The sequence below is a fragment of the Spirochaetota bacterium genome (assembly GCA_017999915.1).
In the GTDB taxonomy this organism is placed as follows: Bacteria; Spirochaetota; UBA4802; order UBA4802; family UBA5550; genus RBG-16-49-21.
In genome coordinates this window covers 73,609-99,434 of sequence record JAGNKX010000016.1, presented here as the reverse complement: position 1 = coordinate 99,434, position 25,826 = coordinate 73,609, and the positions used below count along the sequence as shown (strand labels likewise).

Here is a 25,826-nt window from a genome sequence, read left to right as displayed (position 1 = left end):
GTCAATAATAAAATCTGACCGGACGGTTAATTTATAGTGAAAATAATTATCCGAAATTATATAAAATTTAGTACATTTAAATTCATATTTTTGTTTACTTTTAAATATGGATCTCAAGATTTAGGGATTGTTATCGCCTAAAAATGTGTAATACCGCAGGGATAACAGTAAGGCGGGTGAAGGAAACATATAAAAATAAATTGAATTTTTTTTACCTCTAAAAGTATATGCCTGTATCAATATTGCTTTTTTTTCATCAGTTGTTACTTTTATAGAAGACTCTATATAAAAAAGGTTTTTCTTCCTGTCTTGATGGCGAGAAAGGATATAATCAAAATACAAAAAGACAAATCTGAAAATTTTTCTTTCATCATCGATATCAAATGAAAAAAATTTTTACAGGCATTGGTGTCGTCTCCCTGGTGTTTGCCCTGTACGGAACCACGGCGCCGCAGGAAGACAGAAAAATAGAACTTAACGCCCAGGGTATCCTTGCGCGGGTGGATAAGATTTTCGAGTATCCCCGGGGATTGCTCAAGGGAATGCTGAAACACATCAAGCCGGACGGCACCGCCGCGACCCTGAATTTCACCGCCTGCGTTTCCCAGGAGGACTTTCTTTTTACGTTCAGCAGCAGGGAGCGCGGAGACCAGCTCAAGGTCCTCTACAATCTGGGCGGTGAGGATATCTGGGTCTATAATATCCATGCCCTGAAGCTGTTTCACAAGCTGGCCATCGATAAATATGACGAGATCTTGTCAACGAACTTTACCTTCATGGACCTGTCCAATGCCGATTTCCAGAGCAACTATACCGCCACCATCGACGGGGACGCTTTCGTCAAGGGCGTCGATGTGTGGAAGCTGTCATTGAAGCCCATCACCAAGGGTGGAGAGTACGGTCTGCTCACCCTTTACGTGAGCAAGGACAAATTTATTCCGATTCGCATCGATTACCATGACCGTGACAAGGCCATTTTCAAGTTCATGACGCTGGTCAAGGTTAAGGAAAACGGCAACCGCATCGTCCCGCTCCGCTATGACATGATGAACATACGGCAGGGGACGGTCAGCATCGTATACTTCAGCGATATCGACGAGGGAGCCACCTTCGACAAGCAGATATTCAGGTCGGAGAAACTGGGCGAGTAACCGGGAACGGCCCATGCCTCAATTCTTTGTGACATCATCGAGCATCAGCAACGGCCGCTGTACCATAGGGGGCGATGATTTTCATCACCTCGTCGGCGTGCGCCGTGTCAGGACCGGCGACACCATCAGGCTTCGCGATGACAAGGGCGCTTCCCTCTCGGCGCGGATAGAGAGCATCACCGCTGACCGCCTGACAGCGGTGATTATCAGCGAAAGCGACGCGCCCCATAGCCCCGTTGATATCACCCTGTGCATGTGCCTTCTCAAGGGAGGGAACTTCGACCTGGCGGTGGAAAAGGCCGTCGAGGTGGGGGTGTCCAGGATCATAGCGGTTGCGTCGGAGCGCACGGTGCCCCGGCCGTCGGATATCGATTCGAAGTTGCGCCGGTGGAACAGGAAGGCCGAAGAGGCGGCCAAGCAGTCGCTGCGGGAGCGCGTGCCGCCGGTCGAAGGTATCCGCACCTTCGATGAAGTCCTTGCCGGGGACCGCGATCGGGCGCGCATCATCGCCCATCCGGGTTCCCCGCTGACCCTGAAGGAGTTCTTGCGCAGCACCGAGCCGGGCGCCGTGACTCTCCTGGTGGGCCCCGAGGGCGGGTTCAGTCCCGCTGAACTGGACGCGGCGGCCGCCGCCGGCTGGGTCGCGGCCGGTTTTGGGTTTTCGCAGCTCCGGGCAGAGACCGCAGCCCCGGTCCTGTGCGGCATCATCATGTATGAGTGGGGGGACTAGGCCTATGGAACGCCGCATCTATGCAGCCATCGACGCGAACCTGAACCGCGCCCTGGAGGGTGTCCGCGTCTGCGAGGATGTTATGCGCTTTTGCCTGCGCCGGGCCGACCTGTCAACGCGTCTCAAGGAAGTCAGGCATGGAATCGTCGAGGCGTCGTGGCGGTTCCCCGCCGGCATGACGCTTTACGGTCGGGATGTCGAGGCAGACGCACAGAAGTTCGTCGACCTTGGCGCTGAGGGGACCAGGGGCTCCCTGGCTGACCTTTTCTCGGCGAACCTTCACCGAGCCACCGAGGCGGTCCGCTCACTTGAGGAGTTCGGCAAGCTTGCTCTCCCGGACCGGCCGGACAATCCCTTCCAGGGGATACGTTTTACCCTCTATGACATCGAGGGGGCGGCGGCGCCGCTGATAAAGCGCGGTGAGAAAATGGAGCGGCTAAACCGTTCCCTGTACGCCATTCTCGATTCGGCATATGTGCACCGTGACGCTTTCAATGATACTGCCGCAAAGATGATCCGCGGCGGTGCGTCCGTAATCCAGCTTCGCATGAAAACGTCCGGCAAGGGGGATATCCTTACCGCGGCCCGTGATATAGCGACGCTCTGCAGGGAAGGGAAAGCGCTATTTATCGTCAATGACCATGTGGATATCGCCATGCTCGCCGGCGCCGACGGCGTCCACCTTGGCCTGAACGACCTTCGCGCTAATGATGCCAGGAAGCTCATCCCCCATGACATGATCATCGGCATCACTGCCTATACGGCGGAAGATCCGGCGCGGGCCGAAGGAGAGGGCGCTGACTATATCGCGGTGGGGCCGGTGTACGATACCGTGTACAAATCCGCCTCCGGACCTATGACGCTCAAGGGGGCCGGAGTGGAAGTGATCTCCCGTGCCAGGGGATTGGTATCCATTCCCATCGTCGCCATCGGCGGCATCACACCGAAAGGCGCGGGCAGCGCAATTGCCGCGGGCGCGGATTCCATTGCGGCGGCATCTTATCTGTATATTGATGATAAGATAGAAGAGAACTGCCGGGCAATGGCGGGTGCGATCGCCGCTGTTCCGGTATGAAAGGAAGTATGGGATAGTTGATTCATGTGCCGATAGTTATCGGTATTATATATTTTTTTCAAGGGGAGGGGTATGTCATGAAAAAAGCCATTTTGGTTATTGTGTCGGTAATGTTAGTGATCATCGTTCTCCTGGTCATTGGGAAGAAGAGTCTCTATACGGATATAATCATCAACGCCCCGGTGGATAAGGTATGGAAAGAATTTGCCGATTTTCCTGAATATCCCCGGTGGAATCCTTTTATAAGAAAAGTTTCCGGTGAGATGAAAACAGGCGGCTCAATTCAGATTACCATCCAGCCCAAAGGGCACAAACCGGTGGACTTCAATCCTACGCTAATAAGATACGATGAAAAAAGCACTGTCCAATGGGAAGGGAAATTATTTATCCCGGGACTTTTTACCGGCAGGCATATCTTTCACCTTGTCAGGTTAGAAAATGGTAAAACCAAGTTCATTCAAAAAGAAGACTTTAATGGGATCCTTGTCCCTTTTATAAACCTGGATTCGACCCTGGAGGGTTTCAGGGAGATGAATGCTTTGTTGAAAAAAAGGGTTGAGGCAAGATAGACTTTATTGCGAATGTGCCGATAGTTATCGGTACATTATAACCTCTGAAAGATCCAGGAGTTATCTGATCTGTTGTATTTGACCGATAACTATCGGTGCCAATCAGGTGTCAGAGCAACTCTTCTTCTGCAAAGATCCGATAACTATCGGATATTGATGGAGATAGAATATCCTCAGGGGTCAGAGTAACTGATAAGTATCGCTGAACCGATAACTATCTGTTCCAGAAGAAGTTGAGGCCCATAATTTCTATACATAATTATCATTATGCACAAAAAAGAAATCCATGAATCGATCACTGCGCTCCGTGAAGAATGGCGGCAGGCCAGGGAAAAGAAGCTCCTGAGAAAAGCCGAGCTCGTGTCCCAGGGCCATGACATTGAATCCGTGCGCCATGATCGCCTCTACCGCGACTTAAAGAAGCTGCAGCACGGATATTCCGTCCGTATCAATCACCTTGAGCGTACCATGAACAGGAAGAGGTCCCGTGAAAAAGAAGAGTAAGGCCCTGTGCCTGGCCTATACGGACAATGATGGCAATGTCTGGGACTTTCCCGGAATTGAGCCCGCCTTTCGCACCGGGAGGCGCTTTGTCCGGGCCGACCGGGATGACCTGATACCGCTCCCCTACGGGAGCTATCTCTTCTCGCTGCCCGGGCGCTTTCCGGTGTTTTACGGCCATAAAACCGGCGACTTCCGCCACATGACGGTTTCTCCCGACGGGGATGACATAATCGCCGCGTCGGCCTTTCTGGCTTCGGCATATCTCAGGACCTATCTTCCCGCGTTCATCAGGAAGGATGACGCCCCGGTGCTTCCCCTCTGGGCCTATGCCGGGGTCGCGGTCATCGACGGGGAGTTTTACGTTCCGGCGATGCGGATCGACGATGACCCCCGGTCCGATCCCGCCATCCATGAGAATGACGATGACCTGAAGACAGCCATCGGTGAAACGAAGAGGCTCTTTCCCGAAAACCGCCTCGTGAAGCAGCTGGCGAAGTGCTCCACCGCGTACCGGTGCCTCTGCGCCAGGAATTTCTTCCTGGGCCGCCACGAGGCGCCGCTTCCCACAACCATCCCCTGCAACGCCCGCTGCGCCGGATGCCTCTCGCTGCAGGGGGAAGGTTCGCCCTTTCCGCCGTCTCAACCGCGCCTTGATTTCAGCCCGGAACCGGGGGAGATAGCCGAGGTCGTGCTGCGCCATTTCTCGCGTGTGAGGGGCGGAGTGGCCAGCTTCGGCCAGGGATGTGAGGGTGAGCCCCTTCTGCGGAGCGAAGACCTGGCCGCGGCGGTACGGCTGGTGCGCGAAAAGACCGGAGCGGGCACCATAAACCTCAACACCAACGGATCGCGGCCCGACGGTGTGAGGGAGCTCATCGGCGCGGGCCTCGATTCCATTCGGATCAGCCTCAATTCCCCGACAGAAGAATACTACAGCCGCTACCACCGGCCGGTGAACTACTCTTACGATGATGTTTTGCGCTCCCTAGACGTTGCACTGGAAGCCGGGATTTTCGTGTCCATCAACCTCTTCTTCCTTCCCGGATTCACCGACTCGGAAGCGGAGGTGGCGGCGCTGGAGAAGTTCCTGGGGCGTTTTCCGGTGACCATGATCCAGACCAGGAACCTGAACATGGACCCGGATTTTTATTTCGAACAGATCGGGTTTCGCGAGTCGGAGCCGGTGGGAGTGAGGAAGCTTGTGGAATACTTGAAAGAAAAATACCCGTCGATGCGTTTGGGCTATTATAATCCTCCGTTGCGCTGATTTTAAACCCTCACCCCCCTACCCCCTCTCCCATTAAGAACCGAAGAAAGGAGAGGGGGGGCTATGAATAAACTTTATTCCACGGAAACCCTCTCCTTTTTTACAAACTACATGGGAGAGGGTGCGCGGAGCGCGGGTTAGGGGTTGCAACGAGAGGTCGCCGTGATTCGGCATTACAAAATATCGATTACCACGATGGTGATGTCGTCCTCGAGCTCTTCATCGAGGCCGCGCCACCGCCGGAGCAGGCCCGCCAGGCTGTCCGTAAGGTCCGTGGCGGAGAGTTCCCTGCCGCGGATGATGGCGTTTTTAAGGAAATTCATGCTGATTATTTCCCGCTCCTTGTTATATACCTCGAGGAGTCCGTCAGTGTACAGGATGACCCGGTCGCCCGGCTCGATGGCGGACTCGCTCATTTCATAGTTATCGGCCCATGCGTATCCTATGAGGCGCCCCGCCGGCGCTATCTCCTCGATGGTATTGCTGTTTTTTCGGTAGATCATGAGGGGCTCGTGGCCCGACCTGATGTAATAGAGCTTCATCGCGCTTTTATCGATGAGGGCGTAGCCCGCAGTGACGAAGCCGTTTTCGATGTTGCCGGTGAGGATCCTGTTGATCTCTTTCATGAGCTGGCCCGGCTGGTCCGCGACATCCTTCAACATGGAGAAGGCTATCTTGACCATCGACGCGATGATGGCGGCCGGTATACCGTGGCCGGAAATATCTGAGATGAAGGCCCCGATCCGGTGCTCGTCGATCCTGTGAAAATCGTAAAAATCGCCGCCTATGATCTGCATGGGTATGTATTTCACGACTATGTCGAGGCCCGGGACCTTCGGGAGCTCCTCCGGGATGGTGGCGAAATGGATCTTCCTGGCCAGCTCTATCTCCTGCTTGATCGACGCGAGCTTCTTGTTCTCGTCGACGGTCTTTTTCAGGCGTATCAGGGTCTCAACCCTGGCGAGGAGCTCGGTCTTATCAAAGGGCTTTGACAGGTAGTCATTGGCCCCGGCGTCAAGGCCGGTGGTCACGTCGGATACGCGGCTTTTCGCCGTCAGCATCATGATGGGGAGGTCCAGGAGCGAATAGCGCTCCCGGATGATGCGCGATACGTCCAGGCCTGACATCTTCGGCATCATGACGTCGAGGATCACCAGGTCCGGGTTCAGGCCGGTGTTGATCTTGTCGAGGGCGTCGGCGCCGCTGGTCGATTTGACCACGGTGTAGCTCTGGACCGAGAGCTGGTTCTCCAGCACCTGCAGGTTCACCGGATCGTCGTCCACGACAAGGATCGTCGGCTGATCGATTATCGGCGCGAAGGCGAGGGGATCGAAGGGCGCGCCGGCGGCGGCCGGGATATTCTCCCTCCAGTTTTTCTTCTTTACCCGGGCCTTTGCCTCGGACGACTGCGGCACCTGCTCCTGGGTCTCGGGGGGCCTGCGGATCGGGATCCGGAAAATGAAGGACGATCCCTTGCCGGGCTCGGATTCCACCTCGATATACCCGCCATGGAGCCTGAGGAGGTCCTTGGTGATGGACAGGCCGATGCCGGTCCCGTTGTAGAGCCGGGAGATGGAGCCGTCGACCTGCTCGAAGGGCTGGAAGATCACCGGTAACTTGTCCTCCGGAATGCCGATGCCGGTGTCGGTCACCGAGACCTCCATCAGGGAGTATTCCGGGTTCTCGCCCACCAGCACCTGCGCGGATATCTCCACGCTCCCCGTGTCCGTGAACTTGATGGCGTTGCCGATCAGGTTTATCAGGATCTGCTGCATCCTGTCCTCATCCGCCATCATGAGGGGAATGTCCGCCGGTATCGAGTTGATGACGCGGATGTCCTTCTCGCCCTTCAGGTGGCCCGTCAGGTCGACGGCGACGTCCGCCAGCGTCTTAATGTCTACGGCCTTCATCTTGAGGGTGATGTCCTTGTTGCGGAGCTTGGAAAAGTCCAGGAGATCGCTGATGAGGTTGCTGAGGCGGCGACCGCTCGATATGACCATGGCCAGGTTGGAGCTCACCATTTCCGGGAGCTGCCCCGCTGCTCCGTCAAGGAGCGATTCCGCTATGCCGATGATGCCGTTCAGCGGCGTGCGGAGCTCGTGGGACGTGTTGGCCAGGAATTCGTCCTTCAGCTTGTCCATGTTGACGAGCTGCATGTTGTTGGTTTCCAGCTCCCTGGACAGCCGCTCCACTGATACGAAGGCCTTTGAAAAGCGCATCGACAGGAGGAGCGCCTGGGAGAGGACGAATATAAACAGGCCGAAGGGAAAGAAATTGCCGGTGTTGACGATCATGTTGTCGTAGAGTATCTCGTTCACCACGGTCACGAAGAGCACCAGGATGCCGGCGATGAAGATCCCCGAGCCCTCCCGCTTCCGGCTGAACGCGACCATGATTGCGTACACGGAATAGATGCTGGCCATGAGGGTGATGATTTCATAGGGCACCACGGTCTTGGAGTAAATGTACGCGGGCGTAACCATGACCACCAATGAGAAGATTGCGCCTATGACCTGTATGGGACGCAGTATCTTGTCAGGGAATTCGAAGGGGAACAGTGAATTCATGAACATGCTGAACAGCGGGAGCCCCAGGTAGAGGGTCAGGACCTCGATCTTCAGCATCAGCTCCCAGGGAAAACCCGGCGCGAGTTGTATCAGGAAGAACTCGCCGTTCACCAGGGGCCGTATGCCGATGAGGAGGCAGAAAAGCCCCAGGTAGAGGGGCAGCCGGTCTTTCCTCCGGAGCAGGTACAATCCCACATGGTAAAAGGCCATGATGAGGAGGCTTCCAAGCATGAATATCTGGAACGACAGGCTCACATCGCGCGCTGCGTTAATCATTTTTTTATTGCCGATTGTTATCGAATGAAAGGCGCCGCCCCTCCCATGGTGATAGTTCGATACCTGGAGGATGATATCCATGCGGTCCGTTTTCGGCGTGTAATCCGCTACGACCGGGAGGTACTGCGGTTTCGATTGTCCCCGTGTAGTTCCCACGATCCCGTTGGAGGCGATCCTCTCGCCATTGACGAAGAGGGCATAGGCCGTGCGCATGTCAAGGAGCCTGAAGGAGATCGGCCCGGTATCGGGGGGCAGGATGACGGTCAACCAGTAGGTGGCGAAGCCGTCTCCTCCCGGTTTTTTCCCCTTGATGGCGTAGTCGTTCCAGGCAGAGGGGAGGTTGATAAAACCGTCCCTTTCAGGAGGGGGCGTCTTCTGAAGGTCTGCGGCGGCGAGGAGCCTGTGCCAGTAGAATTCCCACTGACCGTCTAGTTTGACCGTTTCCCCTTTGCAGAAGTCAAGGCTGGAGAGGTCCATGACGCCCTGCTGCGCCGGGGCGGCCCCGTTGCGGGGGACCCGGTCAAAACATCCGGCCGTCCATGTTCCGAGGCATATCAGCAAAATGATAACAAAGTTGGGTCTCAAAACTTCACCTGGTGCGATTATGGACAATATGAATATCAGGAGGCACTTTTCAATAAAAATACAAGGATTTTTTTATTTTTAGTCGCTCTGACAACAGGAGAATGGCGCCAGAGGGACAGAATGTCCCGCATGCCGCAATTGACAGGAATATCCGAATTTGATTTTCCGAGGTTACCTTATTTTAATTGTTGAAACAGAAATAATCTTGACTAAAAATGAAGAAACAGCTATTTGTATGTTTTAAAATATTAATGAACCAGGGGAGGGGAGCCATGACTGATTCCATCATTCACGCGCTTGTCCTTATACAGAACTGGGGAGAGAGCGGCGATATCGTTGCGACCCTTGAAAGCGACAGGCATATCGTGTCCATATACCATATCATGGGACGATACAGCTACCTCATCGATGCGAATTTTGACAGCAAGGAACAGCTCTCCGGCTGGGTGAACCGGATGAAATCGATCAAGCTGGCATCGGGGACCCCGGCGATCATATCCATGCAGACGCAGCGGATCATCGATGTGCATAAAAAGAAAGACGATTATTCCCTGGGGGATTATCTCGCCCTGGACCAGCGGTATCACTTTTTCGTCAAGATCGACAACCCCCACCATGATGATGCCCTGCTGAAGCTCCTTACGAAGAGTCCAATCGTGTATTCCGTTCTCCACGTGCAGGGGGAAAATTCGTTCACCATCGAAGTGATAGTCAGCGACTATGACGAGTACCGGAAGCTCCTGAACGAGATGAAGCAATTGAAGACCATCCATCATATCGAGACGCAGGAAGTGATATCGGTGGTGAAATACCGCAACCAGGTTATCGGGGCGGGAGGCCAACCGGTGACGAAGGACACCGATATCCGGGAACTGTACACATTATAGATAGGGGCACGGCATGCCGTGCACCAACTTGATACGACGAGGAATCCTCATGACGAAACCGCAAACTGTCGACAACCCAATAGAATATGCCCGTGATGTCGTGGGACGCGATCCCTTCGCGACTTACCTCGGCATCGAGGTTGAGGAGGTGAGGGAAGGCTACGGCCGCGTCGGCATCACGGTCAGGCCGGAATACATGAACGCCGTGGAGCGCGCCCACGGGGCCTTCATTCATGCCCTGGCGGACCAGGCCTTTGCCGTGGCTTGCAACAGCACCGGTGTCATGGCCATTGCGGTGAATTTCAATATCAACTACCTCTCCTCGGCCGTCGACGGCGAGAAGATATTCGCCGAGGCGACCCCGGTCAATGTCGGCCGCAAGGTATCCGTATGGAGCATTCAGGTCCGGGGCGCCAAAGACAAGCTGATCGCCACCGGGATCGGCACCGCGTATCATAAATGACGCCTCGGCGGGGATAGCAATAAATTGTTGACAATGGCCTTCCCGGTATAATTATACTGGTGCTGAACTATACATGGCGGAGAATAACGTGCTGAAACGACTGTTTATGCCTTTTATGGCGGTATTGTTTGTGTTCGTGTCCTGCGACTCCTTTTTCATCGAGAAGGGGAGCGTGGACGCGCTGAAGGCCTATGAAAAGAAGGTCTATGTCCTGAGGAAAGACATGGATGTTGAAGGGAAAAAGCTGAAAAAGGGCGAGGAAGTCAGAATCGTGGTTTCAGCCGGCAAGGAATGGGTAAAGGTCCACGCCTTTCCGGCCCGTGAGAACGAGCTGAAGGCGGACCGCGTGCTGTTGCTCTATCTTTTCGACGATGATTTTCAAAACAAGAAGTTTAACATTGATTTTTTCAATGAACAGCTGAGTGCCGTGGCCGCAGCCCGAGGCGATGTTTCGGCAATTGAAAAAGCTGAAAAAAAGAAGAAAAAATAATATATGGACAAGGCTATGTTCGAAGGTGTGTATACCGCGTTGATTACGCCGTTCAGGAACGGCACCATTGATTACGAAGCCCTGGAAAACATCGTGGCGATGCAGATAGCGAAAGGGGTCGATGGCATCGTCCCGATGGGGACCACCGGGGAGTCTCCGACCGTATCGTTCGACGAGCACAAGGAGTTCATCCGCCGCGTGGTAAAGCTGGTGGGCGGTAAGGTAAAGGTCATTGCCGGAACCGGCGCCAATTCCACCGAGGAGGCCATCTGCCTCTCCCGGGAAGCGGAAGAGGCCGGCGTTGACGGCGTGCTCCAGGTCAATCCCTACTATAATAAGCCGACCCAGCGGGGACTCGTGGCCCATTTTGAGAGCGTCGCCAAATCGATAAAGATTCCTGTTGTGCTGTACAATATACCGGGACGCACCGGTGTCAATTTTCTCCCTGCCGGCGTGAAGGATCTCTGCGATCGCGCTTCCAACGTGGTCGCCATGAAGGAGGCCTCCGGCGACATCAACCAGATGATGGAACTATACGAGCTGTGCGGTGACCGGCTGACCCTGCTCTCCGGCGACGACAATATCCTGCTGCCGTTCCTCTCGATCGGCGGCAAGGGAGTCATAAGCGTGCTCTCGAACCTTCTTCCGGTCGATGTGAAGAAGGTGATAACCTTCTTTAACGAGGGGAAGATCGACGAGGCGCGGAAGCAGTTTTACCGGCTCCTTCCGCTCTGCCGGGCCATGTTCCTCGAGACGAATCCCATCCCGGTCAAGGCGGCGATGGCAATGGCCGGATACTGCACTGAGGAACTGCGGCTCCCTCTGGTGCCGCTGTCGGACGACAACAGGGCCAGGCTCAGGAAGGCCCTTCTCGACTACGGGGTGACGCTGAAATGAGAATGGGCATTTGCGGCATCTGCGGAAGGATGGGCGTATCGGTCCTGAAGATACTGCTGGAGCGGAGGCATACCCTGGCCGCGGCCTTCGACCACGAGGGCGCGCCCCTCTACGGCCGCGACGCCGGGGCCCTCGTGAACGTCGAGCGGATGAACGTCACGGTGTCGCGGATCAATCAGGATGACATCAGCAAGACCGACGGCATAATCGACTTTTCCTCCCCCGCGGCGTCGATGCTGCTCCTGGAGGAGGCCCGCGCGAACCGCAAGCCGCTGGTGATCGGCACGACCGGCTTTTCCAACGATGAGCGGGACGCCATAAAAAAGGCCGCGGCGCAGATCCCGGTGATTTTTTCGCCGAACATGTCCCTGGGGGTAAATCTCCTCTTCAAGCTTACCGAGACCGCGGCGCGGGCCCTTTCGACCGACTATGACGTGGAGATTTTCGAGGCGCACCACCGCTTCAAGAAGGACGCGCCCTCGGGCACCGCGCGGAAACTCCTCGAGATCGTGAAGGAGAACATGCGGGACCTGAAGGGGGCCCGCGAGGTTCCCGGCCGTGACGGCATCGTGGGGGAGCGCTCGAAAAACGAGATAGGCATCCTGGCCATGAGGGGTGGCGATATCGTCGGCGAGCACACGGTGTACTTCACCGCCATCGGCGAGCGCATCGAGCTTACCCACCGGCTCACCAGCAGGGAGACCCTGGCTGCGGGCGCGGTGGCGGCAATGGAATTCCTGGCGGGGAAGCCCGCCGGCCTCTATACCATGTATGACGTACTGGGGTTTTAATGTCCGGCAACAATGAAACAACGCCCGACGGAAAGCAGGTCTTCGAGGAGAATCCCTTTAACCCGGAGAACAGGCGGCCGGAGGACATCGCGAGGCTCTTCTACACCCATGACGTGCCGATCCTCCCGGTCGTGTCCAAGCGGGGCATACTGATCGGCGTGCTGAAAAAGGACGACCTCGTTTCCGAGCTTTCCGACCTCGAGCGCGTTCAACGGCAGAAGATCGACGAGATCGTCACCGGCCTCGCGAAAAAGCTCACCCTCGACGAGCTCCTTCCCTACGGCTCGATCAAGGAATTCATCGTCATCAATATCTTCGGCGAGGTGCAGGGGCGGTGGTCGCGGCTCCAGCTCTTCACCGCCTCCGAGACGCCGGAGCGGTCCGGGGCCGCCGCCGACAGGGAATCGGACATCCAGAAGGAAGAGCAGATCCTCGAGTGGATGATCTACCTCATCCTGGAGCATATCCCGCGCCCCCTCTACGCGGTCAACATTAACGGAAAGACCATATTTTACAACAGCCATTTCGAGGACCAGTACCGCAGGCATTTCAGGAAGGACGTCGACGTGGAGTTCGTCGAGCAATCCATCGCGGACGGCGATAAAAACGAGCTTGTTTCAGGCAAAAAAAACGACGACCTGATGTTCTTCAACCGCGACCTCAAGATTCATTATGAGAAGATATCCCTGATGAGCAAGCGCAAGAAGGTGGGCTTTTTATTGTATTGCACGCCCGATGGCGATAACAAGGCCTCATCTCCCATACCCAGCGTCGATATCAAGTCAAAGTCCCTTGATCATATCTCGGACGCCGTGGAGCGCCTGGTCCTGGTGGACCTGCTGAAAGACAGAAACGACCTTGCCGCCGTGGCCAAGTCCCTGAAAATCACCCAGAAATCCCTGGCGCATAAGATCAAAAAGCATGGGATCAACTGGAAAAAAGAAGCGTAATTCCCCAAGTTATTCTTATTATACCCATGAAAAATGTATTACTCATAAAATCGTATCTTCATCCCGCCGGAGGCGGAGTGATAACGGCATTGCATGGGGAAGACCAATTTATTTCTGTCATAACTGAAAAAAATACTTGAAAGGACATAATTATTTTATTATATTCTGTAACGTAAAAGATGATATTATAGTTGACGTAAAGCCACTGACCCGTACATTGTCCTTGTCGTTAATAAGTGGGCACCTCCGAACTATCATTTAGGTATTTTCCCTATATTTTTGTTAAGGGCATAATTACATAACGTTGCATAATATAATCCTGCATAATAACAAATAATAATAACGCGCTATTTTAAATTCATTTATCTATCAATTCAACAATTGTTTTAGCGGGATAACCAGTAATAAGAGATCCATAGCCCATTTCATCGTTCTGAAATGAGGCATTATAATTGAAATCAATTTAAATCAACAATTTAGAAGGAAATTCTATGGCACGAACTACGGAATCCGCGAAGTCCAGGAACAAGACCGAAAATCAACCGTCTAACGGGACTGAAGCCGTCGATGCGGCCGCAATACAGGAAACAGAGGCCCCTGCCGCCGGATCAGGCAACGGCAAGCACTCTTCGGAAACCTGGCTTGACCTGGCCGAGCTGAAGACAAAAAAGATAACCGACCTGGTCAACATCGCCAAGGAGATGGGCATCGAGCGGATTTATGGGATGAAAAAGCAGGACCTCATCCTGGAGATCCTCAAGTCCCAGACCGAGCAGAAAGGGCTTATTTTCTCGAGCGGCGTCCTGGAGATCCTGGCCGACGGGTACGGATTCCTGAGGTCGACCAACTACAACTACCTGCCCGGCCCGGACGACATCTACGTGTCGCCGTCGCAGATACGCCTCTTCGGCCTGAAGACCGGCGACACCATCGCGGGCCAGATCCGGCCGCCGAAGGACAACGAGCGATTTTACGCCCTCCTCAGGATCGAGGCGGTAAACTTCGAGAACCCGGAACAGCTGCAGAAGCGGGTCCTTTTCGACAACCTGACGCCTCTCTATCCGCAGGAGCGCATCAACCTCGAGACCGAAACCGAAAACGTGGATATGCGCATCGTCAACCTGATAACGCCCATAGGCAAAGGGCAGCGGGCCCTCATCGTGGCTCCTCCCCGCACCGGTAAAACCATACTGCTGCAGAAAATAGCCAATTCCATAACCACCAACCACCCGGAGATCTACCTCATCGTGCTCCTCATCGACGAGCGTCCTGAGGAGGTGACGGACATGCAGCGCACGGTCAAGGGCGAGGTCATATCCTCCACCTTCGACGAGCCGGCAAGCCGCCACGTCCAGGTCACCGAGATGGTGCTAGAAAAGGCCAAGCGCCTGGTGGAGCACAAGATGGACGTGGTGATACTCCTCGACTCCATCACCAGGCTCGCCCGGGCCTACAACCAGGTGGTGCCGACCAGCGGCAAGATCCTCTCCGGCGGGGTCGACTCCAACGCCCTGCACCGGCCCAAGCGCTTCTTCGGCGCCGCCCGGAACATCGAGGAGGGAGGGAGCCTCACCATCCTGGCGACGGCCCTCATCGATACCGGAAGCCGCATGGACGAGGTCATCTTCGAGGAATTCAAGGGAACCGGCAACAGCGAGCTGCACCTGGACCGCAAGCTGGTGGACCGGCGAATCTTCCCGGCCATCGACATGAGCAGGTCCGGCACCCGCAAGGAAGAATTATTGCTTGACACGGAAGAGCTAAATAAACTATGGGTTCTCAGGAAGGCCCTATCCTCAATGAGCGCCACGGAGGCGATGGAGCTCCTTGTCGAGAAGATGAAGGCGACGAAAAACAACAAGGCTTTCTTCAAGGCCATGAATTCTTAAATATAAGGAACGTATCATGAAACCGAATATACATCCGGAATACAAAGAGACAGTCATCAAGTGCGCCTGCGGCAACGAGATCAAGACGAAATCGACGTCGAAGGATCTCCACGTCGAAATCTGCTCCAACTGTCATCCATTTTACACGGGGAAACAGAATATCGTCGATACCGCCGGCCGGGTCGAGAAGTTCAAGAAAAAATATAATATCAAGTAATCAGAATCGTGATATATCATTGATAATAATGAAGAGACCGGCCAATGGACCGGTCTCTTTGCTTAATGCGGTATAGAGGGCGGCGCGGCTCGCACCGCGGCGGTCGTTTTTTATTTATAATAGGGTTTTTGCAAATCTGAATCTTTTAATCGGGGTTAAGGGGCGAAGCCCCTTATAAGCCCCCCGCGGCGCCGCACTGAGCGAAGTCGAAGTGGGGCTCTCCTGCGAGCGGGAGACGCAGTTTCGCAACAAGTCTAATATCCATGGAATAAATGATTGAAACGAACGGCGCCGTGATGTCGATATTATAATAACACTGACCGGGAAGGAACATCTGCTATGGCATCTAAAAGACTTGGCGAGATCCTCATGGAAAAGGGCATCATCACCCATGACCAGCTCAATGAAGCCCTGGCCGTGCAGTCGTCGAAAGGGGGGCTGCTCGGAATCATCCTCGTTGAGATGGGGTATCTCAAGCCCCGGATGCTTTCTAATTTCCTCGAGAACCAGAGATATTCCTGAAATTGCCCCTCACCCTCCGGCTCCCTGGATTATGAGCGTTTCTTATGACCCCCCGACCCCCGTAGGGGGCGTGTGAGAAGAAGCGGTTTATTATTAAAATAACAATATTATTTGGATTTCTTCTGAACGCTCAGTAAAGGATTCATGGGGTATGATCTAAATTTCTCCTCGTCCAGGAAGGGATGTGACTCGTTGATTTGATTTGCATGCAGATCAATACTTGACCACATGCCCCCTCGGGGGGACAGGGGGGCATGTGCTGCTGTTGCGTGTGCCGATGCTGGCCTTACGCCGTTTTCGCGGCCTGCTTCCGCACCAGGAACAGTCCCAGGGCGCCTGTGATGACGTAAAGAATGCCGATTACCTGTCCCTGGGTCATTTCCAGAAAGACCTTCGGGTTGAGCCTGATGAACTCCACCAGGAACCGCGCTGTCCCGTTCAGGATGAGGTACAGGAAGAATATGAACCCCGCCGGGAGATCGCGCTTGCGCAGCTTCATGAAAAGAATGAACAGCATGAAGGAGAAGAAGGACTCGAACAGGGGCGTGGGAAAGACCGCGGCCGTGACCGGCACGATGCCGTTGGGGTATGGCGTGCCCAGGAACGTCGAGGTGGCGATGCCGTAGCAGCCGTCGCCCGATACGTGGCAGCCCAGCCTGCCGACGCCGTAGGCCAGGGTCATGGCCGGGACCGTTATATCGAATATTTCCAGGATGCCTTCCTTGCTTTTCCGTATCAGGATCATGGAGAGGAGAAAGGCCAGGATGAAGCCGCCGTAAACGGAAAGGCCCGCTCCCGAGAAGATCATTCCCTTCGGATCGCGGAGGAATTCGCCCATGTTTTCGAATATGTGGAATATCTTGGCGCCGACAATGGCGCTGGGGATGATTACCAGGAGGAGCTTGTAGGCCAGCTCCGGGTCCTTTCCCCGGATTACGAGCTCGCGCTCGGTGAGAAGAAAGGCAAGGTAGAAGGCCAGGCCGAGCATCAGGCCGTAGGAGCCGATGTTTATGAATTTATAGTTGAACAGTATGGGATACATTGATGTCCGCCTTTGGAAAAAATATCGTTAATGGTACCCGCAATGTAACATGAAGTCGAAGATATTTGTCAAGATATTTTAAGGTGCGATATTTATACCCTCACCCCCGGCCCCTCTCCCATTAAGAATTGATGAAAGGAGAGGGGAGCCTGTCCCTAAACTTTTTCCCACAGAAACCCTCTCCTTTTTTCCGAGTTTAATGGGAGAGGGTGCACCGGAGGGGCGGGTGAGGGGTCGCAACCAAACTGGTGAGAGAATAAGGTGCGATATTTTTGTTGTTTTATGCCGATACCTGTAGTATACTAAGAGACGAAGAGAGGAACCACCGAGTCATGGACAGCAAGGAACGGGTTGAGCTCATTCGCCGCGGGAACGAGTTATTCAACAACGGCGATATGTCGAAGGCCGCGGCCATATTCGTGAAGACCGGGTACCGCGACGGCATTACCAGGATAGCCGATTACCTCTTCTATGACCAGAGACAGCCCCTTCTGGCGCTCAAGTATTACCGCATGGTCAACCGCCAGGACAAGGTGAACGAGATCTTCGAGCGCATGATCTTCGCCTTCGGCAAGCTCATGGGCAAGGAGCCTCCAAAGCAGAAAGTCGAGCTCCCCCCCCTGAAAGTGTCCCCCAAGCTCAAGATCCTTGCTGAAGAGATCCTTCGAAGAAACGAAACGGCCGGGGAAAAGGGGCCCAATGCCGCTGACTGAATCGCGGGATTTCATACTGTCGAAAAACGCCTACTACTTCGATGAGGGCTCTATCCAGCAGAGCGGCTGCCTCGTCGTCACCGCCGGCAGGATCATGCTGAACGTCATACAGACCGTGGATCCGGTGTCCGAATATGGCGACGGCCTTGTCTCCCTTAAAGATTCGATCAGCAAGATCAAAAGGGATATCAAAGCCATCGGCGAATACGGCAGGCGCAAAAAAGAAATCATCTATTACGCATCTATATCACCATCCATCGAGGAGTTCGAGCGAACAGTGACCGGCCGCGGATCGCTCAATGCGAAAAGCCTGAATATTCCGTGGGATGATGTGGCGTCCTATTCAACCGGTTTCTTTTTCGGCCTGAAGTTGAAGCTTAAGGATGGAAGAGCCCGCAGCATAAGCACGATGAGGCTTGGGGCGATTAAAAGGTTCCTGACCGGGCGCGTATCGGTGCGGCGGGAAAAGTAACGAAGCGCGAATATCCGCGGAAAAAAAGTGAAAATCTTCTCGATCCGCCATTCTAAAAATCCTTTCAGGAGCTTGCCAGGTATTTCCTGAGGACCTCCTGGATGTCCTTCATCCGGTACGGCTTGGTGATGATGTCGATGAATCCGTACTCGGAATAGTTCGCCATGATCTGGTCGTTGGAATAGCCGCTGGAGACAAGTGCCCTGACGCCGGGGTCCATCTCCCGGAGGCGTACGATCGTCTCGATGCCGTTCATTCCGCCGGGGACGGTAAGGTCCAGTATGACCAGGTTGACCGGCGCGGCGCTGTTCATGTGGCGGCCGTAAATCTCCAGGGTCTCGCCCCCTTCTTTGGCGACAAGAACATCCAGGCCCAGGCGCAGCAGCATGTTCATGGCCGTTTCCCTCACTATGTCGTCGTCATCCATCAGGAGAACCAGGCCTTTGAATGTGGACGGAGCTCTTTTCTTGGGGCTGATGTCGTCGATTTCCTCGCCGGTGGCCGGGAGATATATGTCTATGCTGGTGCCGCCGGTGGATCCGCGGCCGGCCTTTATCCTTCCGCCGTGTTTCTCCACGATGGAATAGGAAACGGCCAGGCCCAGCCCGTTGCCGTCGGTTTTTGTCGTGAAAAAGGGATCGAAGATTTTTCCGATGGTGTCTTCGGGAATGCCCGGTCCCTGGTCGATGACAGAGATGCGGATATACCCGTCGGACCGTTCCCGGCTCTCTCCCGGTATTTCCCGGCAGTTTTCCGCCAGGATAGTCAGTTCTCCCCCGCCGGGCATGGCCTGCCGCGCGTTGATCACGACATTCTGAATGACCTGGCCGATCTGGCCGGCGTCGACATAGGCGTTGCGAAGGTCATCGGCTATCCGGTAGGTGCATTTCACGTTGGAGCCGTGGAGGACGAATTTCGACGTGGAGCGGATGAGCTCCGATATCGACGCCACCTTCTTGATCGGATCGCCCCCCCTGGAGAAAGTCAGGAGCTGCTGGGTCAGTTCCCTCGCACGCAGCGAGGCATTTTCCGCGTCCGTGAGTATGGAGAAACCGGGGCTGCCGGGATCGAGATCGTACTTGGCAAGGGAAATGCCGCCCATGATGGCCATGAGGAGGTTGTTGAAATCGTGGGCGATGCCCCCCGCGAAGATCCCCAGGGATTCGATCTTGCTCGCCTTGAGCAGGGCCTCTTCCGATTTCTTCCGCTCCGTGATCTCCATCATGAAGACCGTCAGGCCCGCGATCGACCGGTTGCTGTCGATGATGGGATTGAGCATGAATTCATAGAAATGGACGGTGTCATTTCTGCGTATTTCCTGGACTATGGTCAGCTGTTTTCCCTCCATTGCTATTTCAATGTGCTCCCTGGCCCGGGAGAACACGTCGGCGCCGATCAGGTCCCGCAGGTTTTTGTTGATGCCGGCCTCGGTGCCATAAAGCCGGTGGACCAGATTTTTGAAGTTGTTATTGAAGGCGGTCAGGTTGTAATGGTGATCAATGGAATAGATCGCGATATTGGGTGGGCTTTCAATGATGGACGAGAGCATTGAAACGGTCTTTTCCAGGATGATATTGGTCTCGCGGTTCTTTGCCGCCGCCTCGTTTGCTTTGGACACGGCCTTTTTATGGATGTTGAAGATCTGGAACGATATGAAATAGGAAAAGAACATGCCGACGGTTATGTCTGATACATAGTCATTGAAGGCGGATGCAGACACCGTGGTCCTGAAATCCGAGAAGAAAACAAAAATCAGGAACACCGCTATGTTCGCGGCGTAATAGAAGAAGATCATGCGGCGCCTGGTCAGCACGATGAGGGGCGTGAAGGTGAGGAGGATGTAAATATAAATGATGGAATCGCCCCGCGCCAGGGGTTCCGACTTGTCAAGAAAGACGATGATCCAGAGCAGGACGTTAAGCATGGTGACGATGGAATGGGCAAACAGGAAAAAATGGCCTTTGCGGAAAATGATAAGCGAGAATAGATTGAAAAAGAAGGCGAACACCGAAGGAATGAGGAGCTCCGGTGTCCGGTTGCCGGATAAAACGACGGAATAGATAATAACGATCGGAATAAGTATCAGGGTCGCCAGGGTAAGGATCAAAAGATTCAGCGCCTTCTGCTGAAGGAGAAAATCCTTGTCCCGATAGGGAGCCATGAAATAGTTAAATAGGGACCTGACCATAGGTTCTATGCGCGATTGCCTGTCATTGGGCGTTTTGTGCCGGAAAATGCCATGAAATCCGCTCCATTTTCATTATCGGATGAAGATTCTATGGCGGTCATTTCTTTATGGTGTGAGAAAGAAAAAATCGATTATAGCCGAAAATGACGGTATTATTATAGAAGCCCCTCCATGACCGGCGAAACACGCGACCGGGGGAACGGCTTATTTCCAATGAAAGGGAGATAAGACATGAGAATCGAATCCACTTCATTACCATCGTGGAAATATCTTCTTGTAAGCGTCTTAATTTTTTTTCAGTTGCTGCCATGGTTCCCCGCCTATCCGGACAGCAAAGATGGCTATTATGGCAAATTAAAAAAATCGACTGAAGAAAAGAACTTCAAGTCCGCCCTGGGCGTCGCGCGGAGCGCCATGGGGGAATATCCCGATGAGGAAGGATTTACCGTGTACGCGATCTGGAGCCTCCGGGAGTTGAAACAGTTTGACGAGGCCATTGCCCTTGGCAGAAAGGCGATGAAGCAGTGGCCCGATTCAAAGGGCATACGGGAAAACCTGGCATGGGCGCTGACGATCTGCGCCGGCCATATCATCGAGAATAAACTGTCAAGGGACCCCCTGCCACTGGCCAGGGAGGGATACAACCTCCATCCAGCCGAGGGGACCATGCTCTGGCTGGGCATCAGCCTCAGGCATAACCGGGAGTTCGCCGGGGCCGAGCGTGTTTTGAAAGAAGGGATGGCCGCCTATCCCTACAGCGCCTATTTTAGACCGAACCTCGCCTGGACCTACATCGAATGGGGCCAGCGAGCCCGGGAAGAGAAAGAGGCGGACAGGGCCCTGGACCTGTTCGCAAAGGCCCATGGCGTTGATCCTGCCAACGAGGGGGCGCTTCTCTGGCATGGCATCGCCCTGCGGGAAAAGAAGGACTTTGACGGGGCGATGCGGCTTTTCATCGAAGGAAAAAAATCATTTCCCGGGAACCGCTACTTTACGGAAAACTTACGGTGGACCTGCGTTGAGTGGGCTGCCCGGCTCACGGACAACAACGAAGAGGAAAAGGCGCGGGCACTTCTGTCCCGGGCAAGGGCTGAGCTTCCCGGTGACCCCTTCATACTTCAGTCCTTGGCCCTGACCTATTTCCGCCGGGACCATAAAAAATGGGAAAGCCTCTCCCGGGAGGCTCTGACCCTGGTGCCGAAGGAAAAGCTGAAGGCCCTGGGGACGTACCAGATGCCGCTCAAGTCCGGGAGGATCATGATCCACCAGGGGAACATGGAGGCCATTACGCACCTGGGCATCGACGCCGGGTACGCCTGGGATTTCGTTCTGGTCAGGGATGACAATTCCTACGGGAAAACCTGGGAAAAGAAGGAGGACCATCTTGTCTTCGGCCAGCCGGTTTACGCGGCCCGGGATGGGATTGTGGACAGCGTCTATGACGGGAGTCCCGACACGGAGCCGGGCAAGAACGGTCCCTTTGAGGTCAACAGGATCATGATCCGCCATCCCGACGGCGAGCTGTCCTATTACGCCCATCTGAGGAAGGGATCGTCCGTCGTCAAGAAGGGCGACACCGTGAGAAAGGGGCAGCAGATCGCCCTGGTGGGCTCGTCGGGGCGGTACGTGGATTTTCCGCATCTTCATTTCCAGGTCATGCGTGACAACCTCTGCGTGGAGGCCCGCATAACCGGCATTGAAATTTTTACCGGCGGCGCATGGCGGGACAAGGGCCCCATCACCCCAGGGAAAAAGGAGCTGCTCCGGTCGACGTGGTAATTATGTCATTCATGCCGGTATTAGATAATCGATAATAAAAATAAAATAGTTATTTTAGCGTTAATATCAATAAAAAACTCATGCTGGTAATTTAACAGAATATTTATTGTCTTTTGTGTACAATTTTAGTATTATTAGATTAAAGGAGGAAGATGAATCAGGCTGATGAAGCTTAATAATTAATTATTCCTTAATTGGCTCAGGTTAATACAGTTATAATAGCAACCCGGCAATCCTATACCTTTTTTTGGAGCTGATTAAGGAGTTTCTATGAGTACACTGATGAAAAGCGCATCACTGCTGGTTTCGGCGATCGCGGTTTTGTTAATAAACTGTGGCAACGGGATACAAACCTCCTCGACAACTCCCCTTTCCTATGTTGGGGTGGATGCTTTAATACCCCTGGCCGTAACCGGCGTATCACCGGATGACGGCAGCACCGGCATTTCCATATCCACAACCATCACGGTCACCTTCAACAAGAATATCGATCCTCTCTCGATTAACGACTCCACATTTCTCGTCAATGGCGCGGCCATGGGCGGCTATTTCAGCTTCGGGACCAACAGCGTGACCTTCAGGCCAGACGTGCCCCTGATCAATCTTGCCGCTTACACAGTGACCCTTACGGATGGGGTGACTGATTCGAACGGAAAAACGCTGGCATCCCCTTTCCTGTGGAGCTTCACCACCGTTGATTATGACCAGGTGGCGGCGCCTTCCTTCAGTCCCATCGGCGGTCATTACACGACGCCACAATCGGTGACGCTACATACCGATACGGCCGGCGCCACAATCCGCTACACCACCGACGGATCGGACCCCGTGTTTTTCGGAACCGATACGCCCAATGATACCGTCATTTCCGTTCCTGATACGATGCTGGTCCGCGCCTACGCCTACCTGGCGCCCCTGTACGACTCCGCGGAAGCCTCCGCACAGTATGTGCTGGCGCCGACGATCGGATACGTCAATCCCAACAGCGGGCCCGATACGGACAGCTTTTACAGAATATCCATCACCGGGACGAATTTCAAGAACTCTCCCTCGGCGCCGGTCGTGACCTTGTTTGACGGCTCGACGACCATCACCGCGGCATCGGTGAATTATATCAACAGCACTGCCATCGACGCTTATTTTGACCTCACCGGCTATGCGGCTGGTAACTGGTCGGTGACGGTGACAAACAGCGATACCGGGTCCGCGACATTGGCAGGGGGGTTCAGGATTTATACCCAGACTATCGGCCTCATCAGCCGTTGGGAATTCAACGGCAATACCGTCGATTCTGGACCGGGTGGTAATGGCGGATCCATCAACGGCGCCGGCATATCCTATTCAGTGGATAGGCTTACCCCGGCTAACCCGACCGGTGCCATCCAGAATGCAAACGCAACGAGTTATGTGCAGGCGAACACCGGCGGATTCCCCACGGGGAGCGCCAACAGGACCATCATGGGATGGATTTATATCAACGCCCATCACGCCGCCAATGAATACCTGTTCGGGTACGGTGACGCCGCCGCTTTTAATGCATATATGCTCTTAGTAGAACAATTCACAAAGACGCTTATCTTCAGCGAGGGAAGCGAATATGTCATAGGGACCACGTACCTGCAGGCCAGCCGGTGGTACCACGTGGCGGTCACCAATAACGGAAATACGATCACGCTGTATGTTGACGGCTTCAAGGACGGCGAAGGAACCTTTGCAACCCTGGCGACCACCACCGCGGGGAACGATATGTACTTCTTCAAGCATCCTCTCTCGGTGACCTATTTCGAAGGTGTCCTGGACGACGTTCGAGTGTATGGACGGGAGCTCTCCCAGGCCGAGATCCAGAGCATCATTGCCGAAAACGGCTTTTTGAATTCTCCCCAGAACGTGTACGCCACGAAAGGGGTCGATCCCTTCTATATAGATGTCACCTGGGACCCGGTGACCAACGCCACCGGATATGACGTGTTGCGGTCGGCCACCCTGACGGGGGCCTATACGGCGGTCAATGCCGTCACCATCACCGGGACCGGATACCGGGACAGCAGCGTAACCACTGACACGATATATTATTACAAAGTGGTCGCCAAGAACGGCCCCATCACGAGCCCCTTGAGCAAGGCGAACATTGGGTACGCCGGCGCCACCAATGTTCTTACCGATAATTTTGAAACAGGAGCCTATTCCACTGACTGGACTTCCGTGACAGGCGCCGGTACGACAACCTACGCGGTGGTCAACGGCTCCGGTTACGGAGGCACCTGGGGTCTGTCGGTGACAGAGCCCACATGTCCCTCCGGATGCGGATTCGGCAACCAGGTCATTATGACAAAGAACTTTGCAACTGCCGCGTCCTATGTCAGCGTCAGCCTCCGGTTCTACCGGCAAATTGCGAGCGGCGGCGAGGTGCGTGTTTATATCAATAACACCAATCCATCCGATGACACCGGCTGGATCAGGTTTTTCAACCAGACCCAGCCTGGCGGGTCGTGGCTCCTCCGTTACTTGATTTATTTCGGGGAGCCGGGGACTATCAACAGCGTCACCATCGTGTATACCGATATGAACATAACGAGCTCGCCGCTTCTGGTGGATGATATCGTGATATACTACAAGTGAGGCATGGAAGGGCGCTGCAACCGGATCACCGGATCGAAGAGGCGCATTTTACTTGCCAGCATCAAAGCGATATCGTCTCATGGCCGCCATGAAGGAACTGTATCCCGGCATATTCCTGGTCACGGAACGGGGCGGGTGGGGGCCCATGCGGCCTCCAATGAATATCTATATCCTGACCGGCGAACAGGGCCTGGTCTACGACGCCGGTTACGGCACCGGCGGGTCGGTACGATATCTCGTCCGTGAGATCCGGAGCATCGAGGAGCTCTGTCGTGGACGGGGAGAGGCCTGCTCCATCACCAGGGTCCTGCCGAGCCATGCCCACCCGGACCATTTCTCCGGCCTCTGCGCCCTCAGGTACGAGCTCGGCCTGAAGATACTGCTCACGAGGATGATGACGGACACCATCGGGTCACGGGAGATGTACCGGGAATCGTACCGGGTCGATAAGGAGCGGCGCAACGCCCTGGCTCGCATCGCCGTCGAGCGCGTCATCGGCCCCGTGGTGTCGCGTTTTTACGAGGCCCTGTACGGGACCCGGTTCATAGCCGATCCCGATGAGATCGTCGGCGAGGGCGCCGCGCTGGACATCGGCGGCAGGAGCTGGCGCGTCAAAGCGTCGCCGGGACATTCTCCGGACCACATCTCCCTTTACGACGAAGGGTCGGGTATTCTCCTGGGCGGCGACAACGTGCTCAGGAGCGTCACCACCTGGCTCGGCCCGCCAAAATCCGACCTGGACGACTACATCCGCACCCTGGAGACGATACGGGACCTGCCGCGCCTCAGCGTCATCCTGGGCTCCCACGGGAGCGCCGTGGACAATCCCCGGGAGCGCATCGATGAGATCATCCAATGGCGCAGGCAACGCCTTGACCATGTCCTTGAGGCGGTCAGGAAGGGCGGCGGCGCTGGCATCTCCAAGGATGATGTGCTGCGCGCCATCTACCGCGGTGAGGGAATGATGAAGCGCTACATGGCCGACGGCTGGGTCGACCTGTCCCTGCGCAGCCTCGCCGATGACGGGAGAATACGGGAGGTGTCTCCCGGAAGGTACAGGGCCTGCAATTAGTGATTTTTTTCAAAACATCATGGGGAATATATTGAAATCCACTCAAAACATTATTACATTGTTCCCTGATCAGCCCTGGCTGTTGCCGTTAAGTCGTACTGAAAAAAAATGGAGGTT

The 25,826-nt window shown here is 54.6% G+C and carries 23 protein-coding genes; 20 read left to right on the top strand and 3 right to left on the bottom strand.

Features of this window, described 5'->3' with window-relative positions; all coding sequences use genetic code 11:
- The first annotated feature begins 383 nt into the window (after positions 1-383).
- The 6 genes from KA369_20240 to KA369_20215 all read left to right on the top strand — a co-directional run bounded on the left by KA369_20240 (position 384) and on the right by KA369_20215 (position 5,293).
- Positions 384-1,151 carry an outer membrane lipoprotein-sorting protein gene (locus KA369_20240; GenBank protein ID MBP7738315.1) on the top strand — a complete coding sequence of 256 codons (768 nt, stop codon included), beginning with the start codon at positions 384-386 and terminating at the stop codon, positions 1,149-1,151.
- Between the two features lie 13 nt (positions 1,152-1,164).
- On the top strand, positions 1,165-1,881 hold the full coding sequence (locus KA369_20235; GenBank protein ID MBP7738314.1) for a 16S rRNA (uracil(1498)-N(3))-methyltransferase: 717 nt from the start codon (positions 1,165-1,167) through the stop codon (positions 1,879-1,881).
- 4 nt (positions 1,882-1,885) lie between these two features.
- Positions 1,886-2,956 carry a thiamine phosphate synthase gene (gene thiE, locus KA369_20230; protein MBP7738313.1) on the top strand — a complete coding sequence of 357 codons (1,071 nt, stop codon included), beginning with the start codon at positions 1,886-1,888 and terminating at the stop codon, positions 2,954-2,956.
- Positions 2,957-3,033: 77 nt separating this feature from the next.
- Entirely contained in the window at positions 3,034-3,525 is a 492-nt protein-coding gene (locus KA369_20225) for an SRPBCC domain-containing protein (GenBank protein MBP7738312.1), read from the top strand.
- 267 nt (positions 3,526-3,792) lie between these two features.
- Entirely contained in the window at positions 3,793-4,029 is a 237-nt protein-coding gene (locus KA369_20220) for a hypothetical protein (GenBank protein MBP7738311.1), read from the top strand.
- Positions 4,013-5,293, top strand: a complete 1,281-nt coding sequence (locus KA369_20215) for a radical SAM protein (GenBank protein ID MBP7738310.1) — start codon at positions 4,013-4,015, stop codon at positions 5,291-5,293. Before KA369_20220 ends, KA369_20215 begins: the two co-directional genes overlap by 17 nt.
- A gap of 173 nt (positions 5,294-5,466) precedes the next feature.
- On the opposite strand, the gene KA369_20210 is transcribed toward KA369_20215, so the two are convergent.
- Positions 5,467-8,721: a SpoIIE family protein phosphatase gene (locus KA369_20210; GenBank protein MBP7738309.1), complete on the bottom strand. Its 3,255-nt coding sequence runs from the start codon at positions 8,719-8,721 to the stop codon at positions 5,467-5,469.
- A gap of 272 nt (positions 8,722-8,993) precedes the next feature.
- Here KA369_20210 and KA369_20205 point away from each other — a divergent pair, with 272 nt between their 5' ends.
- From KA369_20205 to KA369_20165, 9 genes are all read left to right on the top strand, one after another.
- Positions 8,994-9,608, top strand: coding sequence for an Lrp/AsnC family transcriptional regulator (locus tag KA369_20205; GenBank protein ID MBP7738308.1), 615 nt, complete (start codon positions 8,994-8,996; stop codon positions 9,606-9,608).
- Between the two features lie 49 nt (positions 9,609-9,657).
- Positions 9,658-10,071 (top strand): PaaI family thioesterase, encoded by a 414-nt coding sequence (locus KA369_20200; protein MBP7738307.1) that lies wholly within the window; start codon positions 9,658-9,660, stop codon positions 10,069-10,071.
- Positions 10,072-10,159: 88 nt separating this feature from the next.
- Entirely contained in the window at positions 10,160-10,561 is a 402-nt protein-coding gene (locus KA369_20195; protein MBP7738306.1) for a type II secretion system-associated lipoprotein, read from the top strand.
- A gap of 15 nt (positions 10,562-10,576) precedes the next feature.
- The gene (locus tag KA369_20190; GenBank protein ID MBP7738305.1) at positions 10,577-11,458 is read left to right on the top strand and encodes a 4-hydroxy-tetrahydrodipicolinate synthase; all 882 of its coding nucleotides are present in this window, start codon (positions 10,577-10,579) and stop codon (positions 11,456-11,458) included.
- On the top strand, positions 11,455-12,249 hold the full coding sequence (locus tag KA369_20185) for a 4-hydroxy-tetrahydrodipicolinate reductase (protein MBP7738304.1): 795 nt from the start codon (positions 11,455-11,457) through the stop codon (positions 12,247-12,249). The genes KA369_20190 and KA369_20185 overlap by 4 nt, the downstream gene beginning before the upstream one ends.
- Complete coding sequence (locus tag KA369_20180) at positions 12,249-13,199, top strand: hypothetical protein (GenBank protein MBP7738303.1); 951 nt, start codon at positions 12,249-12,251, stop codon at positions 13,197-13,199. Before KA369_20185 ends, KA369_20180 begins: the two co-directional genes overlap by 1 nt.
- A 491-nt stretch (positions 13,200-13,690) precedes the next feature.
- Positions 13,691-15,088: a transcription termination factor Rho gene (rho, locus tag KA369_20175; protein MBP7738302.1), complete on the top strand. Its 1,398-nt coding sequence runs from the start codon at positions 13,691-13,693 to the stop codon at positions 15,086-15,088.
- Positions 15,089-15,104: 16 nt separating this feature from the next.
- Positions 15,105-15,305: a 50S ribosomal protein L31 gene (gene rpmE, locus KA369_20170; GenBank protein MBP7738301.1), complete on the top strand. Its 201-nt coding sequence runs from the start codon at positions 15,105-15,107 to the stop codon at positions 15,303-15,305.
- A gap of 339 nt (positions 15,306-15,644) precedes the next feature.
- Positions 15,645-15,827, top strand: a complete 183-nt coding sequence (locus tag KA369_20165; GenBank protein MBP7738300.1) for a hypothetical protein — start codon at positions 15,645-15,647, stop codon at positions 15,825-15,827.
- A 286-nt stretch (positions 15,828-16,113) separates the two neighbouring features.
- On the opposite strand, the gene KA369_20160 is transcribed toward KA369_20165, so the two are convergent.
- Positions 16,114-16,869 carry a prolipoprotein diacylglyceryl transferase gene (locus KA369_20160; GenBank protein MBP7738299.1) on the bottom strand — a complete coding sequence of 252 codons (756 nt, stop codon included), beginning with the start codon at positions 16,867-16,869 and terminating at the stop codon, positions 16,114-16,116.
- A 332-nt stretch (positions 16,870-17,201) separates the two neighbouring features.
- Here KA369_20160 and KA369_20155 point away from each other — a divergent pair, with 332 nt between their 5' ends.
- Positions 17,202-17,582, top strand: a complete 381-nt coding sequence (locus KA369_20155) for a hypothetical protein (protein MBP7738298.1) — start codon at positions 17,202-17,204, stop codon at positions 17,580-17,582.
- The gene (locus tag KA369_20150; GenBank protein ID MBP7738297.1) at positions 17,569-18,054 is read left to right on the top strand and encodes a hypothetical protein; all 486 of its coding nucleotides are present in this window, start codon (positions 17,569-17,571) and stop codon (positions 18,052-18,054) included. Before KA369_20155 ends, KA369_20150 begins: the two co-directional genes overlap by 14 nt.
- 64 nt (positions 18,055-18,118) lie before the next feature.
- Here KA369_20150 and KA369_20145 read toward each other — a convergent pair whose 3' ends face one another.
- The gene (locus KA369_20145; protein MBP7738296.1) at positions 18,119-20,242 is read right to left on the bottom strand and encodes a response regulator; all 2,124 of its coding nucleotides are present in this window, start codon (positions 20,240-20,242) and stop codon (positions 18,119-18,121) included.
- A 231-nt stretch (positions 20,243-20,473) separates the two neighbouring features.
- On the opposite strand from KA369_20145, the gene KA369_20140 reads away from it, so the two are divergent.
- From KA369_20140 to KA369_20130, 3 genes are all read left to right on the top strand, one after another.
- A complete protein-coding gene (locus KA369_20140; protein ID MBP7738295.1) occupies positions 20,474-22,021 on the top strand; it encodes a peptidoglycan DD-metalloendopeptidase family protein in 1,548 nt (515 codons plus the stop codon).
- Between the two features lie 282 nt (positions 22,022-22,303).
- Positions 22,304-24,637 (top strand): Ig-like domain-containing protein, encoded by a 2,334-nt coding sequence (locus KA369_20135; protein ID MBP7738294.1) that lies wholly within the window; start codon positions 22,304-22,306, stop codon positions 24,635-24,637.
- Positions 24,638-24,689: 52 nt separating this feature from the next.
- On the top strand, positions 24,690-25,709 hold the full coding sequence (locus KA369_20130; protein MBP7738293.1) for an MBL fold metallo-hydrolase: 1,020 nt from the start codon (positions 24,690-24,692) through the stop codon (positions 25,707-25,709).
- Positions 25,710-25,826: the final 117 nt, after the last annotated feature.